Consider the following 16,096-nt stretch of genomic DNA (forward strand, 5'->3'; position numbering starts at 1 on the left):
GCGGTAAGAATACCGCCAGGATGGCGGCGTTACGGATCGTTTTGCTTAATTCCTATTGTCATTGTGAGCCTTGCGAAGCAATCCCAAAACCTTGCTATTGCTTCGCAAGGCTGGCAATGACAGATTTAGGACTTACCCATTGTGAAGGTCAATACAATAGAGGAATATAACGCAGAAAGCTAGAGTATTAATCGATTTAGAATTTAGGATTTTAAGGATGGATGTATTAATCGGTAAAACGTTACAAGGCGGTAAGTATACTCTAGAACAAGAACTAGGGCGAGGTGGTTTTGGCATTACTTTCAGGGCGACTCATCAATATTTGGGACAGCCTGTAGTTGTTAAAACTCTGAATGAGTCTTTGCGACAACATCCTAATTTTGCTGAATTTCAGGCTAAATTTCAAGATGAGGCGCGAAGGTTGGCTTTGTGCTCTCACCCCCATATTGTCCGAGTTAGCGACTTTTTTGTTGAGGATGGTTTGCCTTTTATGGTCATGGATTACATTCCTGGCCAGACTTTAGCAGATGTGGTTTTTCCTAGCAATCCCCTAGCGGAAGCGATCGCAGTTCACTATATTCGCCAAGTTGGGGCCGCCTTAAAGGTAGTCCATCAAAATGGTTTGCTACACCGCGATATTAAGCCCCAAAACATCATTTTGCGCCAAGGTACGACTGATGTAGTGTTGATTGATTTTGGTATTGCGCGAGAATTTACCCCAGGGGTAACGCAAGTTCATACCAATATGGTATCAGAAGGCTACGCGCCGATGGAACAGTATCTCCGCCAAGGCAAACCGACGGCGGCGACGGATGTTTACGGTTTGGCGGCGACGCTTTACACGCTGTTGACGGCGCAAGTACCCGTACCGGCAACTTTGCGAAATCAGCAACCTATGCCTGCGCCTCGCGATTTACAACCGCAGTTAAGTGTGGGTGTTAATCAGGCGGTGATGCGGGGTATGGCGGTGGAGGTTCAATATCGACCGTCTAGCGTGGATGAGTGGCTGTCAATGTTGCCTGCTACGGCTGTAAATTCGCCTGTGAGTGCGGCTAATTCGTCGAGTACGGGGCCGACGGTGGCTGTAATTCCGCAGCATCCTAGTTTGATTTCAGGGGTGGCTACGGCTGCACCTGTGGTAACGGCAAGGCCTCAGAAAAGTGGCTGTAAGGTTTTTGCTTTTTGGGCGTTAGTAGCGATCGCAGCTATTTTAGCTGGAGTTGTGGGTTTTGCTGGGGTTTTGATTAATAACTGGACTTCGCGATCGCCTGAATCTGGTACTGTAAAGCAGCGTCCTAGTCCGGTTGTTGAGGAAAGAAAACGCGATCGGCCGCAACCGACTCCTAGTCCCGAAGTTACGCCAACTCCTCCTGCGATCGTAACGCCGCCGCCTGTAATTGCAACTCCATCGCCAATTGTTGAATCTCCAACGCCAACACCTATAATCATCCCAACACCTATACCAATCCCAACACCGCAGGAATCACCTATTGAGGAACCAATAGAGCCCCAATTACCACCTTCACCCCAACCGCAACCCTCGGAAAATCCAGCGACGAATTACCAGAGAATACCGAGAGTACCTGGATTTCCTGTGGGTACTTCGGAAAGTCAGGTGCTCGGAGAATTGGGACAACCAACTAAGATTAAAAATAGAGGTTTTTGGCCAAATACTCGCACGGCAACTTATGAATTGCTGCCGAATCAAATTACTTTAGGCTATATTTACGATCGCGATTCTGGGAAACTACGCCAAACTGAGGCTTCTTTTGGTCAATCTGTGGATGATTTGGTAGTGCGAACTACTTTAAATGGGATGTTAGGCGGGGCAAATAATGAAATTATGGAGGGTTTTAGGTCGGTACAGCAGCGGAGAACGGATCGCTTTGATTTTAACAAGAGTGGACTTAAAGGTGAGATTGTACGCAATGATAGCGATCGCATTTATATCGGTGTTTGGGATCGAGATTTGCACTAATTGGTAATTGTTAATTGGTAATTGGTAATTGGTAGTTGGTAATTGGTAATTGGTCGGGATTTAGGCACGCCGGGGCCAGAAACCGGGTTTCTTCGTAAGTAGTTGGACAAAAATAAATAATGTCATTGCGAGCCCAGCGAAGCAATCCCAAACCCCTGCGTTGGCGTAGTCTGCCCGAAGGGCTTATGCTTCTTTCGATAAAAAAAGAAAAACACTTCTTGATCCAGTTTCAATCCCTAATAGGGATTTAGTTTAATTGCGGCGCAATAGGAAGTCTTACAACAAATGGCATTTATTAGATGTTTCAATCCCTAATAGGGATTTAGTTTAATTGCGGCGTTAACTGCGTGATTAAAATTAGCTTCCTCCTTGTTTCAATCCCTAATAGGGATTTAGTTTAATTGCGGCAATTACAAGACTCAAGCAGGATTGATAAAAGCATTGTTTCAATCCCTAATAGGGATTTAGTTTAATTGCGGCGATTTTTCCCCGGCTTGGTCTTGGGCGCATAGTTTCAATCCCTAATAGGGATTTAGTTTAATTGCGGCACAAGATCGGACGGAAGCTATGAATCTATCCGCCTAGATGCGTTTCAATCCCTAATAGGGATTTAGTTTAATTGCGGCAATAGATACCAAGGCTTTGAATCTTGGTATCTAGTAAAAGTTTCAATCCCTAATAGGGATTTAGTTTAATTGCGGCAGCTCATTAAACATTGATACAGACTCACTATCTAATTCAAGTTTCAATCCCTAATAGGGATTTAGTTTAATTGCGGCGCTACTGAATCCCAATCTTTATTAGCGATCGCTTCCTCCGTTTCAATCCCTAATAGGGATTTAGTTTAATTGCGGCGTTATAATGTGTGACTTAAAAATCTCAGCAATTCGTTTCAATCCCTAATAGGGATTTAGTTTAATTGCGGCTTCATCCCGTTGTTCTTTAATCGCTGCACCTAAGTTTCAATCCCTAATAGGGATTTAGTTTAATTGCGGCCGCTTGATATCAAGAATAAGCCAAGTAAAAAAACATTGTTTCAATCCCTAATAGGGATTTAGTTTAATTGCGGCGTAGCTTCAGCTTCAAAGATGATTAAATCATCTGGAATTTCAGAGTTTCAATCCCTAATAGGGATTTAGTTTAATTGCGGCTCAGCGCGTACCCGCTTTAATTCAGAGGCTAAGTTTCAATCCCTAATAGGGATTTAGTTTAATTGCGGCCGCCTGGTTTTGAAACCCTTACTGTATTTAATTTTCAAGGTGCAGTTGCGGGAAACTAAACTTAAAGTACCATTCCAGACTTCAACTTGTCAAGAGGCAAAAATAAAATTCCCTTCAAATCGAATCCCTGCAAGCATTTCAGACATTGCGGGAATCGATTTTTCAACCGATCGCCCTCAAACCCTTACCCCTCAAACCATACAGCCCCAAAATTTACACCTCAAAATTTACACCTACCGATTCCCGCAAACCCCCCCAATCAGCACCCATAAAAGTCAAAGGGCGACTTAACCAGCCGCCCCCAGAACTATATATTAATCGCCAACTTCCTTAACCACAGAAGCACCCACTTGGGCTTCGTGCCAAAGTTTCACCAGCAAAAACTCCGCGCGATCGCTCAACACAGTCATAAACACACCATCAGCGCCCTTAGCATCCACCGATAGCCAAGTACCGCGCAGAGTCACCTCAACATACTCAGCATCAGCCACAGAAAGCGCGATCGCATCACTTCGATCCCGCCGCACCTCCGTCTCCAACAGAGACAAAGCCGACAAATTCGCGGGCAGCAAAAATGCCGCAGTGCTGGGCTCGACGCAGACACTTTGGCCAACTCGCATAGCCAAAATCACCCGCAGCGCCACTAACTGTTCAGGGGATTGAGCCAAACGCTCTAAGTTAAAGCCCGTTTCAGTATAAGTCAACTTCAGCATACTGACCGCCCAAAATTTTCCTTGTTAATTTGTTAACAGTTAACTGTTAACTGTTAACTGTTAACTGTTAACTGTTGATTCGAGATTGTTTATGGGGAATAGGTAATTGGTAATTGGGAAGTTTGAAGTTATGTGATTGAAATTTTCACTCAAAACTCATAACCCTTAGTTCGCAATTAGCCATTAGCAATTACCAATTACCAATTACCAATTACCCATTACCCATTACCAGTTAACAGTTAACAGTTAACAGTTATCAATCTGATGTTCGTGCCAAAATACTTCGGCAAAAGCAACAGCGGGGTGCATGGGAGCCTTCGGTTTAGTTCGCAAAGGCATTCCTGCTTGTAAGGGAGTGCGATCGCCCTTGATAGAATTGCACTTTTCGCAAGCAGTCACGATATTGTCCCAAGTGTGGCCTCCACCCTGAGCCCTTGGCATAACGTGATCCAGCGTCAAACGCCTATTGCTACCGCAGTATTGACAGGAGTGGCTATCACGTCGCAACACTTCCCGGCGATTGACCGGCGGTACCTTCCAAATCCGTTCATTGCTTGTAAAAGTCAAGCGAATTTGTTCCGGTACACAGATGGCAAAACTAGGCGATCGCACGATCCAACCATTACCCGTAGCAAAATCCAGAGGTTCAGCCTTACCAGCCACCAAAAGCGCGATCGCCCGCTTAATATTAATGCGGCTCATCGGCAAATAATTCCTCGAAAACACCACTACGGATTGCCTTAATACATCTGTCGCAAATGTCATGGCTCCACTCCTCCTGTCAATATTTCAATTTTGTTTTGATTTCAATCCCCGATCCAAAATCCAAAATCTCAAATCATAAACCCCCACTTCTCTTATCAGAAGCGGGGGCTTAAAAAACTGCTACTAAGCACATTTTTTTCTCCTATATAGGTACGGCTATCTTGCTATACCTCCCGCTTGTCGAGCCCTATGCGTCCCTGCGACTGATAAATCGCCACGCTCCAAATCTGTATTAATCTCTTGGGCCACTCCTAACTCACTATAACCTCCCCGAAACAGGCGTTTGCCTGCAAAACTCGCGTGCGAGACGCACCACGAGCCACCAGCACCACCGCTGAGGCGATTGGTGTTAGGTCGATAGGTTGAAGAGGTGGGTAAGTTCACAGGAAGGCAAAAAGTTAAAAGAGGGCTTTAAATCTGGCTGTAAACATACTACACTGATATTACAGATATGTCCACCCATTTGAGGAAAAAAATATGTACACCCTTCCTAGAACCTCTACCACCGAAATGGAAGTCACCAGCATCCGCCTAGAAAGAGAGCTCAAGGAGAGGCTGAAGGAGATTGCCGGCAATCAAGGCTATCAAGCTTTGATTCGAGATCTCCTCTGGAATTTCGTACAACAAAAATCTGGAGATTTTCGGGCCCAGTTTTCGCGATCGGATATTCGAGCCAGCTTTACAGCTACAGCGGAGCAGGAGCAGCATTGCGTCCTCACTGGAGAGATAATTCGACCGAATGAACCCATGTTATTAGGCCTGACGGCACACGGAGAGATGGTACCGCTGAGTATGGGAAGTTTGGCCGGCTAAGTTTTTGTATTCTTTTGTGTTCTCGTTCCTAGATTTTACTCTGGGAACGAGGCAGAATTATTAATAAAATTGCTAATGGCTAATTGCTAATCGCTAATTGCTAAGTAGTCGGACATAATTAAACGTAGCCCACCTTACAATTGATCGATACCTAAGTTCTGTTAGTCATTGCGAACGCAGTGAAGCAATCTCAAAAGCTCGTCAGAAAAACCCTACTAGCAGAGTTGGTTTTTTCCGGCTTAATAAAACCGGAGCCTGTGGTAAAATATGATTTCAGGTAAGTTTGGGGAGATTGGAGAGCAATTTTTCGATATTTATGCCGGTACTGTCATATTTAACGGACAAGAGTTTACAATTCCTGTTCACGTTGGAGATGAATTGCCAGAAACTTTGATTGGTTTGCAATGGCTTCAAACTATGCGTTTAGAAGTAGATTTTCCATCGCAATTACTGACGCTAGGTTAAGTAACTCAGAACTTACGCACGGTTTACGTAACGCCGCCATCTTGGCGGTTCTTTTACCGCCAAGATGGCGGCGTTACGGATGTTTTTGCGTAAGTCCTGTAACTGTTAACTGTAAATACCTTTAGTCCGCGTAGGCGGACTTCGTTTGTGTAGTAGCGGTTTCAACCGCCGCATTCGCATTATAAATCAGTTAGCCATTTTACCGCGTTTCAGCAACAACTGATAAACTCCGAAGCCGATTAATTGCTGCTGCTAATTCATGCCGCCGGAACATGGCAAAATCTCCTTGGGGGAAAGGTGATAAAATGTCCATACTCTGAGATTGAATGTCGGCCATCACGCGATCGAGAATTTCCGATAAAGTCCGCTTTCCATCCATATATTCCTGCTTAGCATAAACCATCGCCGCTGCGATCGCTCTCAATTGTCCGCTATCGACGATTTGTTCAACAGCAGCTAAATCAATATCTTCAGTCCCAAAAGCTACCTCATCCACATCCCGAACCTTAACTCGCACGTCTCGCCTACCGCGACTAGGATCGAGACTAGCGGGAATTGGTACTCGCTGAGTAATTTTGCCAAAATGTGCGCCACCTTCAGCGGTGCGACTTGTGGAGTAAGCGATCGCGATTTCCTTAGCCTTTTCCGTCACATTATAGGCTTGAAAGTTATCCATCGCGATCGCAGTATCCGCCACATCGAAATAATCGCCACTTCCCCCCATCACTAAGATTGTGGAAACTGCATAATCCTGGTATAATTGCTTGACTTTATCGATAAAAGGTGTAATCGGTTCCTTATCTTTCGCGATTAGTTCCTGCATTCTGCGATCGCGAATCATAAAGTTAGTCGCCGCTGTATCTTCATCTACCAATAAAACTGGCACTGACGAGAGACTAGAAACTAAATTTGCCTCTCTATTTTTCTTAATAATTCCTGCTTCCAAAGCCTCGATAATATTAGCAGCTTGTGATGTACTCCCGCTAGCATTTTCTGTAGAAAATTGAGTAGTAGATCGACCTTGAGGTAACTGGTTAATAAAAGGCGAAATATCCACACCGATTACACTTCTACCATCTTCAGCTCTAATTTTCACCGCCGCCGGATTGGTAACAACAAATTCGCGTCCGTCTCCAGGGACATGATTGTAAACTCCCAACTCAATGGCCAGCAGTAAAGTAGATTTGCCATGATAGCCACCGCCGACAATTAAAGTTACTCCAGCAGGGATACCCATGCCTGTAATTTTACCACGATTTGGACAATTAAACTCAACTGCTAAGGAGGGTGGCGACTTAAAAGCTATGGCATTATCTAATAGAGGACGGTCATCAACACCAGTGCGGCGAGGCAAAATTGCACCATCAGCGATAAAAGCAACTAATTCTTTTTCAGCTAATTGTTGACGCAGCCATTCAGCATCTTCTATAGTTTCAACATGACGGAGACATTCAGCCGGATTCAGGGCCGAATATTTGAGAGATTTGTTAACAATATAGGGGATATCTTCACAGATCATTTCAGCAGCTTGACGGCCTAAAATGCTCCTTCCTCCGGCTGGTAGTCCGACGACAAAGCGCAATTCTACTATTTGATCGTCAATAAAAACTGACGTTCTTTCTAAAACTTCTTGTCCAAATTTAGTAATAGCAATTAATCCGCTTTTGCCAGTACCGCGACGACCGCTAACAGTACCAGCAATCTTATCAAATTGTCGGGTTAAATAATCTCTAAATGCGATTTCTCTGCTGGGTGTAATGTAGAGTTCAGGAGGAAATTTAGCAATACTTTGAGGTATTTGAACTCGAAATTTACTGGGAGATGCAAAAGGGTCGCCTTGAACGTAATCAATAATTAGATTGAAGTCAGAAAAATCGTAACTACCTTGAATGTCTTTATAGGCTTTGTAGCCACGATTGTCAAGTTGTAATAAATGCTGTCGCAGGCTCTCTTTATTCTTCATTTTGGTTAATTGTTAATTGTTAATTGTTAGTTTTCAATCAAATATCCATAGCGTTTTTCCTGTCATTAGTCCGCGTAGGCGGACTTAGTTTGTGTAGCCGCGATTTCAATCGCCGAACGATTTTAACGAATATTCAATCAACAACTAACAACTAACCACCAACTAATAATTTAGCAGTAGCATTGACAACAACTTGAGCCGTACCTGTAAATAAAGGGCGATCAATAGTTGCTAAACTATCCGTAGGTTGGTGATAGTGCGGCGATCGCAAATTTGCCGTATCCGTCACCAACACCGCACCTACTCCCTGATACCAAAAAGGTGCGTGATCGCTCCGTAAAACATCCGGTGTTAACACACCTTTAAGCGGAACTGGAATCTTCACAACCGCTGGTAAATCTGTGTTTACAGACTTAGAAAAAGTGTTGAGTAATGGCAAGTGTTCGGCATCTCCTACAACCGCAATAAATTCTCCTTTGTCTGGAGATTTCACCCCTGCACTTTCCAGAAATTGACTATAAGCTAACCCTTCTGGATACTTTTGACATCCGGGAGTTCGGCAAGCATAACCTACCATATCCAAAACTATCACCCCTTGTAAATCCTTTAAATGCGACTTGTTACCAGTGAAAGCCAAACTACCCAAAAGTCCTAGTTCTTCGCGATCGAATAATACCACTTGTAGCGTCCGAGGTGTTGATTTCGAGGCAAAAAGTCGCGCGACTTCCAAAACTACCGCCACCCCAGTAGCATTGTCATCAACTCCAGGCGATCGCAACACTGTATCATAATGGGCAGCAACTAAAATATTACCCGCTTTCGGGTCAGTACCTTTGCGTTCAGCAAAGAGATTGACACCGCCATCAAAGGGCTGCAATACTGGTGAAAATCCCATTTCCTGCAATTGTTGAGATAAGTAATTTCGAGTGCGATCGCGATCGCCATCCTCATAGCGTTCTCCCGCCAAGGCTTCAAGGTGTCCCCAAAGTCGCTCAGAGTCAACCTGTGGCAATTCTAGCTGCTGTTGGTAAGACGAATCTAGCGGTGTAGGGTTTCGGGAAATATGCACAGTGCGATCGACTTTCACCTCTGGTACAACTGAGGGATACCAAGAGTGAGAACCCCAACCAGCTACCCCAACAGCAACCAGAATTAAAATCGCCAACCAAATTAAATTCTTCATTCACAACTCTAATTCATAATACAGTTTTCAATTGGTATGTACTGCCTTTAATTAGCAATTAGCAATTAGCAATTAGCAATTAGCAATTAGCAATTAGCCATTAGCCATTAGCCATTAGCAATTAGCCATTAGCCATTAGCCATTAGCCATTAGCTTTCACCTTCCAATTCCTGATTCCAGTCAATTTCCTTATTCCCCAGTTCAAACTTATTGCCTTGAAAGAAAACGTGAGGAATTGCCGTTGCCGAAAATTCAACAATAGTCACAGATTTTTGCAACCACTGGCAATAAATCGGATTCACGTCCTGGTAAATTGCCTTAAAAGACTGAATTTCCGCCTCTAGCTGTGCGGCTAACTGATTAATTTTTTGAGATTGAGATTGCAAAAGCTTTCCTCCCGCCTGTACCCGTCGCTCAAGTTCTAGCCATTCCTGCTGAGAACGTAACTGATCCAACTGAGTCTGCTTATGTGCTAGTAAAACTTGTTTTTGCTTCAGTTTACCTTCTAGAGCTTGGATAGCTCTGTCAATCTCCTTAAGTTGTTGCACCCAATTAGCCGCAGCCGAAGCATTATGCTTATGAAATTGAGCAAGAGCTTCAGGTGAGTTATTTTTAGGGAAAGCAACAGCAACTCGGAATGAAGAGCGCTGTTCGCGAAGTTCGTCCAGTTCCCCTTGCAGGGAGGGGATTTCCGGTTGTAATACAGCGATTTCTGCTTCGATTTGTGCGATCGTCTGGCTCATAACTTTTAGGAACGGGACAACCAATTTTAAATTGTTAACTGTTAACTGTTAACTGTTAACTGGCAAATTTCCCCTTCTTCCCAGTCCCCAGTCCCCAGTGCCAATTTCAATGAATATCTCAAAACAGTGTTAAGAACAACTGACTTAAGGCTAAACACAGCAGAAGATAAGCGTATCTGAAGTTAGAGGCCTTGTCCATGCAGCCAATTCGCACATTTAACGTTTCTCCCTCGCTACCCTCAAGTCTAGAACCTCTACGCAAGCTTGCCTACAACTTGCACTGGGATTGGAATGTCGAGACTAAAGACTTGTTCCGTCGGCTCGATCGCGACTTGTGGGACTCTAGTAACCAAAACCCCGTATTGATGCTGGGAACCATTTCTCAGCAGCGACTCCAGGAAGTATCCGAAGATCAAGGCTTCCTGGCTCAAATGAACCGTGCAGCCCTCCAATTAGACGATTACCTCAAAAACCGAGCTTGGTATCGCAAACAGCGCGGTACGAAGCAGCAGGAATGCTACGCTTACTTTTCGATGGAATTTGGCTTAGTCAAAGCTCTGCCCATTTATTCTGGCGGCTTAGGCATACTTGCGGGCGATCACCTCAAATCTGCTAGCGATTTAGGTTTGCCTCTTGTAGGGGTTGGTTTGCTGTACCAGGAAGGCTATTTTTCCCAGTACCTTAACGCCGATGGTTGGCAGCAAGAGCGCTACCCGATCAATGATTTCTATAATATGCCGCTGCACCTAGAACGCAATCCCGACGGCTCGGAGTTGCGAATTGCAGTAGACTATCCTGGCCGTCAGGTGTACGCCCGGATTTGGCGGGTGCAAGTGGGTGTTGTACCTTTGTACTTGCTAGATACGAATATTGAACCTAACAACCGCTACGACCAAGATATCACCGATCAACTTTACGGTGGCGATAAGGATCTGCGGATGCACCAGGAAATTATGCTGGGTATTGGTGGTGTAAAAATGCTTAAAGCTTTGGGGCTGAAAGTGACAACATACCACATGAATGAAGGCCACGCAGCGTTTATGGCCCTGGAACGCATCCGCAATTTGATGGAGGAAGAAAACTTGAGTTTTGAGGCGGCGGAACAGGTTGTTATTTCTAGTAGCGTGTTTACAACTCATACGCCTGTCCCTGCTGGTTTTGATTTGTTTGAGCCGGATATGGTGATGCACTATGTCAGTGATTATGCTGACATTTTTGGTTTATCCCATGATGAATTTCTGGCTTTGGGCCGGGAAGATACTGGTGATTTGGTTGCGCCTTTAAATATGGCAATTCTAGCAATTAAAATGTCTAGTTTTGTCAATGGTGTAGCGGCTTTGCATGGTAAAGTTTCGCGCCCGATGTTTCAGGATTTATGGCCGGGATTGCCTGTGGAGGAAGTGCCGATTACGTCGATTACGAATGGGGTACACGCTCGTAGTTGTGTGGCTAAACCTACTCAGGAATTGTACGATCGCTATCTTGGCCCTGACTGGGAGATGACGGCTAAGGATAATCGTTTGTGGGATCGTTTGTCTGCGATTCCTGATGAGGAGTTGTGGCGCAATCACGAACGCTGTCGTTTGGAGTTGGTGGTGTTTGCGCGGGAGTGGTTGGTGAAGAGTTTGCGCGATCGAGGTTCTTCGCAAAAGGAACTCGATCTGGCCCAAGAAGCTCTCGATCCTAGTGTTTTAACAATTGGTTTTGCTCGTCGTTTTGCTACTTATAAACGCGCTACTTTGTTCCTCCGCGATGTCGATCGTATTAAGCGAATTATGCGGGAAAAGGGTCAACGGGTGCAATTTGTAATCGCTGGTAAGGCTCACCCGATGGATATTCCGGGTAAGGAATTGATCCGTGATATTGTTCACTTCATCCGCGAGGAAGATGTCCGCGATTCGATCGTATTTCTCCCGAATTACGACATTAATGTTTCTCGGTTTATGGTGGCGGGTTGCGATGTCTGGTTAAATACGCCGCGTCGTCCCCGTGAGGCTTCTGGTACTTCGGGGATGAAGGCCTCGATGAATGGTTTGCCGAATTTAAGTATCTTAGATGGCTGGTGGGATGAAGCGGATTATGTTCGCACTGGTTGGGCGATTGGTCATGGGGAGTTTTATGAGGATATTGAGTATCAAGATGAGGTTGAGGCAAATGCTTTATATGATTTGATGGAGAAGGAAGTTGTACCGCTATTTTATGACCGCGATTCTGATGGGATTCCTCGCGGTTGGGTGGCAAAAATGAAGGATGCTATTCGCTTGAATTGTCCTTTATTTAATACGGCCCGGATGGTACAAGATTACGCGCAGCGGGCGTATTTTCCAGCTAGCGATCGCTTCTACGGAATGAGTTCTGAAAGTTATGCTCCTGCTAAGGAGTTAGCTGAGTGGAAGAAACAGTTACTTGAGAAGTGGTATGACATCAAAATTGAGGCAGTTGATGTCTCTGAAGATGTCGATGTGAAGGTTAATCAGTCTATCACTGTGAAAGCTCGAATTAATCTAGCTGGGTTGACTCCTGCGGATGTGCAAGTGGAACTCTATCAAGGTGCTCTAGATACTAATGGGCAAATTATTGGAGGGATGCCGGTGGTGATGGAGTATGTGGGAGAGGATGCTCGCAATTCGACGATTTACACGGCTGATATTACTTATATTTCGAGTGGGTTACAGGGGTTGTCGATGCGGGTTTTGCCTAAGCACGATTATCTCAGTAGTCCTTATGAAGTGGGCGTGATTCTTTGGGCTTCTTGATTTTGGTTATATCCAGTTTGGTTGATTAACCATTGTTAGGAGTGAGGGGCGGGTTTACAATATCTAGGAGTGTTTGATTACGGATATTTGTGAACCCGCTCCTATAGGAATCATGGTTGGGGCAAAGAAATTAATTTATTGTTATTTTTAATATTGCAATTTATTCTTCCTATTGGACTTATACCTGACCTACTCTGGGTCTTCCGTACTTACTGTGCTAAAATATTAGGTAAGTACCCAACAAACGAGTGTATTATGAATAGGTTAATGACGAAGTTGCTAAATTTACCGAAAGTTTTAGTAGAAAATAGTCAACAAACAGAAGATACATTAATTTTATTCGTGAAATCGGATAAGAAAACAGCAGTTTGTCCTCGTTGTGGCCAAAAAAGTCATCGTCTTCATCAAAATCAACGACATTTAGTAAAAGATTTACCAATAGGTAATAGAGAAGTAGTTTTATCTGTGAATCGACGCAGATTTAAGTGTGAAAATTGTCAAAAACCTTTTAGTGAGATTTTAGATTTTGTGCCAGAGAAGAAAAGTTTTACTTATAGATATGCAGAAGCTATTACCCAACAAGTTATTCATAGTGATCTGAAGAATGTCGCTCATAACAACGGATTAACAGCAGAAGAAGTTGAGTCAATGGTCATGTTTGTTGCTGAATCAATTTTGCCTGTTGATGTGCAATATTTGCGAAAGTTAGGGATAGATGAAATTAGTTTGGTCAAAGGTCAAGGCAAGTTTATTGTAGTTTTAGTAGACTTAGAAAGTCATAAATTAATTGGGTTAGTTTCAGAGCGAAAACAGTCTCAGATTGAAAAAGTGATGTTAAATTGGGGAGAAAAAGTATTATCTCAGATAGAAGAAGTAAGTATGGATATGACGGGAAACTATAAATCATTGGTAAAGAAAATTTGTCCAAATGCTGAGGTGACAGTAGACAGATTTCATGTCACAAAATTGATTCATGAGGAGTTGAATCAGGCTAGAATTTCCCAAAAACAAACGGCAGATTCTTTAAATCTCAAAGAAAGAGCTAAATTATTTGATGGTTTAAAAGGAAGTAAGTATACATTGTTGAAAGCAGAAAAGCAGTTATCTACTAAACAAAAAGAAAAATTAAAGCAAGTTAAAAAAGCTTCACCATTACTAGGAATTATGCACCTGTTAAAAGAAGAGTTTCACCTCTTATTTGAAAACAATCATAATGTGGGATCAGGGACTTTAGAACTAATTGATTGGTTAGAAAAAGCCGAACCATACTACAAAAAAAGTGTAAAAACAATTAAGCGGTGGCTGCCTGAGATAGTTGGTTATTTTGAGCAAAGAACGACCAACGGAATAGTGGAAGGAATCAACAACAAGTTAAAGTTATTAAAACGCTGTGGATTTGGGTTTAAAAATTTTCAAAACTTTCAAGTTAGAGCTTTACTTTTTTGGCATTCACCTAATATTTTAGCACAGTAAGTACGGAAGACCCAGAAAAGAGGACTTACAAGTTGATGCTGTTTTAATCCGACAGCAGTACCTTAAGAAACCAGTCGGTAAAGGAAATGTCGCACTTGCTGAGCTACAGCTTAAGGGAGGTGTAGCCTTTTGTGCAGGAGCAACATCTAGAGGTGGCAACAAAAGTCCAATTAGGGAAATACCAAAGCCGAAGTCAGCAGGAGGACAATTCGAGCCAGCCATTGATTCTCGAACCCAGCGGATGATGGATACTGATGCTGAGTACAAAATTTTGTCAGAAATTGCTAATACTCTTGAGATGTTCTATGATCTTGAAGTAGAAGGTCAACTCTACCTGTATACTGAGTTGCAGCCATGTGAAAGTTGTAATAGCATTTTGAGACAGTTTGAGGAGAAGTTCCCGCACATAAAGATAGAAGTTTTCTGGGATCACCCGTATCCACGCGAATCTTAAAGAGGAAGAAATCAGTTATGACTTTGGAATACAGCAGTGTTACAGAAAAAAGGTTGTCCTTGTTGTGGCAATTGCCTAAATCCATCCAAGGTACGCTAAGTAGGGTAGGGCAGCAACATTATGAAGAACTCTATGAACCAGAAGCAGAGGATGCAGCTTCACTTCAAGATGCTTTAGATGAAATTTTGGAAGTGTTTCAGAGTAACAACCAAACACTGAGCCACATTCGTTATGTTTGGATGGCGCTGATACTAGCTTCAGTTGTAGAACCAACTGTTCAATATTATCAACCCTTAAACTTGATTCCACAAAAAACTATTAGTAAGATAGAACTCTGGCTCCTAGAAAATCTTGAAAAGATGCTGGATTCTAAAAGAAAGTTTTTTAATGCTCTAAGAAAGGAAGAATTTAATGCTATAGTAGATGGGATTCAAATTGATTATACAAATAAAAAAGTGCCAAATTTTCAAATAATATTTGAAGCATTAGATGTTTATATGAGTGCGATTAAAACTTTGGATTACAATCAATCCTTAGAATCATTACTAGATATATTAGAGAATTGTTTAGAGGGCTATGCAATCTTCCCCGGTTCCAACGGACGACGTGAATTATTCGATTGGTGGCTACTAGAGGTTGTACCAGCAAGTTGGTATCTAATGCCTCCCAGTTCTATCTACTCGGTAGATAAATTGGGTAATGAAAAAAATAAGGGTTTTTGTCAGATGAATAAATTGAATGAAATTAGCTCTGCCATGTGGAGTATTATCTTGACAGCTTCTACCAGTGGACAGAGGTCAAACCTGCGAACTTTACCTAACAAAGTTGAAGATTCTTTAAACAAGATACCATTCGATGTTAGACTTGATAAGTGGGCAAGTTAATCTAAGTAACACTGCGAAGTATATATAAAGGTAGCGTTTAAACTATTTTTAGTTAATGGAAGGACTGGCATGAGTAAGCAACAAGATATTTTCACTGCAATAATGAAAAATCTTCAGGAAAAAAATAGCGATAAAGATGTTAATGAAGAGGAAGAAAAGAACTATGGAGAGGAATATATCGCCCAGCTTAAATCAGTTTGTCAAAATTTTCTAAAGAAAGAATCTTTGGAAATTGGACAAATCGTGAAGTGGAAGGAAAACTTGAAAAATAGAAAGCTTCCACACAAAAATCAACCAGGAATTGTTATTGCCCTATTAGATAAACCTGTCATCAGCACTGATGATGAATCTGGTAGTCCCTACTTCTTAGAAACTTTAGATATCATTATTGGGATAGTTGAAGACGGCACTTTTTTAACTTTTTACTATGATAGCAGAAGGTTTGAGCCTTATTAATTTATGTTTATAGCCTTTCTCAAAAAGGTGAGGTACGAATTTTGACCTGGAAAGCTTGACAATACAGGGTTTCTGTATACCTCATTTATCTGAGAACCGCTATATACAGCGTATTCCAGGTTTATGAAGTACAGTAGCAGCAGCTTGTAAACCAGTTTTTGAATTGCTTAATATTGACCAAATCAAGCGCAGTAGCAAGTATTACGTCAACCATCTTGGTAGTAGTTGGC

14 protein-coding genes and 1 CRISPR repeat array are annotated in these 16,096 nt (G+C 42.7%); of the genes, 7 read left to right on the forward strand and 7 right to left on the reverse strand.

What is annotated here, in order from left to right:
* Positions 1 to 217 precede the first annotated feature (217 nt).
* Positions 218 to 1,978, forward strand: coding sequence for a serine/threonine protein kinase (locus PY364_RS19385; protein WP_275524957.1), 1,761 nt, complete (start codon positions 218 to 220; stop codon positions 1,976 to 1,978).
* A 226-nt stretch (positions 1,979 to 2,204) separates the two neighbouring features.
* Positions 2,205 to 3,198: direct repeats of the CRISPR family, unit length 37 nt; unit sequence GTTTCAATCCCTAATAGGGATTTAGTTTAATTGCGGC.
* Between the two features lie 314 nt (positions 3,199 to 3,512).
* Here the strand turns inward: PY364_RS19385 and PY364_RS19390 are convergent.
* From PY364_RS19390 to PY364_RS19400, 3 genes are all read right to left on the reverse strand, one after another.
* Positions 3,513 to 3,911, reverse strand: coding sequence for an alr0857 family protein (locus tag PY364_RS19390; RefSeq protein ID WP_275524958.1), 399 nt, complete (start codon positions 3,909 to 3,911; stop codon positions 3,513 to 3,515).
* 246 nt (positions 3,912 to 4,157) lie between these two features.
* Positions 4,158 to 4,676 carry an HNH endonuclease gene (locus tag PY364_RS19395; protein ID WP_275524960.1) on the reverse strand — a complete coding sequence of 173 codons (519 nt, stop codon included), beginning with the start codon at positions 4,674 to 4,676 and terminating at the stop codon, positions 4,158 to 4,160.
* A 156-nt stretch (positions 4,677 to 4,832) separates the two neighbouring features.
* Positions 4,833 to 5,060, reverse strand: coding sequence for a hypothetical protein (locus PY364_RS19400; protein ID WP_275524961.1), 228 nt, complete (start codon positions 5,058 to 5,060; stop codon positions 4,833 to 4,835).
* Between the two features lie 93 nt (positions 5,061 to 5,153).
* On the opposite strand from PY364_RS19400, the gene PY364_RS19405 reads away from it, so the two are divergent.
* Positions 5,154 to 5,489 (forward strand): hypothetical protein, encoded by a 336-nt coding sequence (locus PY364_RS19405; RefSeq protein WP_275524962.1) that lies wholly within the window; start codon positions 5,154 to 5,156, stop codon positions 5,487 to 5,489.
* Positions 5,490 to 5,756: 267 nt separating this feature from the next.
* Positions 5,757 to 5,954, forward strand: a complete 198-nt coding sequence (locus PY364_RS19410) for a hypothetical protein (protein WP_275524964.1) — start codon at positions 5,757 to 5,759, stop codon at positions 5,952 to 5,954.
* Positions 5,955 to 6,153: 199 nt separating this feature from the next.
* On the opposite strand, the gene PY364_RS19415 is transcribed toward PY364_RS19410, so the two are convergent.
* The 3 genes from PY364_RS19415 to PY364_RS19425 all read right to left on the reverse strand — a co-directional run bounded on the left by PY364_RS19415 (position 6,154) and on the right by PY364_RS19425 (position 9,843).
* Positions 6,154 to 7,917: an ABC-ATPase domain-containing protein gene (locus PY364_RS19415; protein WP_275524966.1), complete on the reverse strand. Its 1,764-nt coding sequence runs from the start codon at positions 7,915 to 7,917 to the stop codon at positions 6,154 to 6,156.
* Positions 7,918 to 8,068: 151 nt separating this feature from the next.
* A complete protein-coding gene (locus tag PY364_RS19420) occupies positions 8,069 to 9,100 on the reverse strand; it encodes a M28 family peptidase (RefSeq protein WP_275524968.1) in 1,032 nt (343 codons plus the stop codon).
* A gap of 149 nt (positions 9,101 to 9,249) precedes the next feature.
* Positions 9,250 to 9,843: a hypothetical protein gene (locus tag PY364_RS19425; RefSeq protein ID WP_275524970.1), complete on the reverse strand. Its 594-nt coding sequence runs from the start codon at positions 9,841 to 9,843 to the stop codon at positions 9,250 to 9,252.
* Between the two features lie 197 nt (positions 9,844 to 10,040).
* Here PY364_RS19425 and glgP point away from each other — a divergent pair, with 197 nt between their 5' ends.
* Positions 10,041 to 12,599 (forward strand): alpha-glucan family phosphorylase, encoded by a 2,559-nt coding sequence (glgP, locus tag PY364_RS19430; RefSeq protein WP_275524972.1) that lies wholly within the window; start codon positions 10,041 to 10,043, stop codon positions 12,597 to 12,599.
* A gap of 267 nt (positions 12,600 to 12,866) precedes the next feature.
* The gene (locus PY364_RS19435) at positions 12,867 to 14,072 is read left to right on the forward strand and encodes an ISL3 family transposase (RefSeq protein WP_275524974.1); all 1,206 of its coding nucleotides are present in this window, start codon (positions 12,867 to 12,869) and stop codon (positions 14,070 to 14,072) included.
* On the opposite strand, the gene PY364_RS19440 is transcribed toward PY364_RS19435, so the two are convergent.
* Positions 14,061 to 14,339: a hypothetical protein gene (locus PY364_RS19440; RefSeq protein ID WP_275524975.1), complete on the reverse strand. Its 279-nt coding sequence runs from the start codon at positions 14,337 to 14,339 to the stop codon at positions 14,061 to 14,063. The two genes, PY364_RS19435 and PY364_RS19440, sit on opposite strands and share 12 nt — an antisense overlap.
* A 204-nt stretch (positions 14,340 to 14,543) precedes the next feature.
* On the opposite strand from PY364_RS19440, the gene PY364_RS19450 reads away from it, so the two are divergent.
* Complete coding sequence (locus tag PY364_RS19450; protein WP_275524977.1) at positions 14,544 to 15,410, forward strand: hypothetical protein; 867 nt, start codon at positions 14,544 to 14,546, stop codon at positions 15,408 to 15,410.
* Between the two features lie 69 nt (positions 15,411 to 15,479).
* A complete protein-coding gene (locus PY364_RS19455; protein WP_275524978.1) occupies positions 15,480 to 15,866 on the forward strand; it encodes a hypothetical protein in 387 nt (128 codons plus the stop codon).
* Positions 15,867 to 16,096: the final 230 nt, after the last annotated feature.

Source organism: Kamptonema sp. UHCC 0994, assembly GCF_029167235.1.
Classification (GTDB): domain Bacteria; phylum Cyanobacteriota; class Cyanobacteriia; order Cyanobacteriales; family Microcoleaceae; genus Kamptonema.